The organism is Alkalihalophilus lindianensis (genome assembly GCF_032843265.1).
GTDB classification, from domain to species: Bacteria; Bacillota; Bacilli; order Bacillales; family Bacillaceae_D; genus Alkalihalophilus; species Alkalihalophilus lindianensis.
In genome coordinates this window covers 1-241 of sequence record NZ_JAWJBA010000942.1, presented here as the reverse complement: position 1 = coordinate 241, position 241 = coordinate 1, and the positions used below count along the sequence as shown (strand labels likewise).

Below are 241 nucleotides of genomic sequence, written 5' to 3'. Positions count from 1 at the left end.
CAGACCGGGCGAAGTCAGAGTTTCTGGCCAATATGAGCCACGAGATACGAACGCCGATGAACGGCGTGCTCGGCATGGCCGAACTTCTCGCCAAGACCGACCTGGACACCAAACAGCGCACCTTCACCGACATTATCGTCAAATCTGGCAATGCGCTGCTGACGATCATCAACGACATTCTGGATTTCTCCAAGATCGATGCCGGCCAGTTGAAGCTGGATCTTGCTCCGTTCAGTCTGGC

Annotated in this window: 1 protein-coding gene; it reads left to right on the top strand. The window is 55.2% G+C overall.

The window, feature by feature from the left end; genetic code table 11:
- The coding region (locus RYX56_RS26810) for a histidine kinase dimerization/phospho-acceptor domain-containing protein (protein ID WP_317124459.1) at positions 1-241 on the top strand (241 nt) is incomplete at both ends.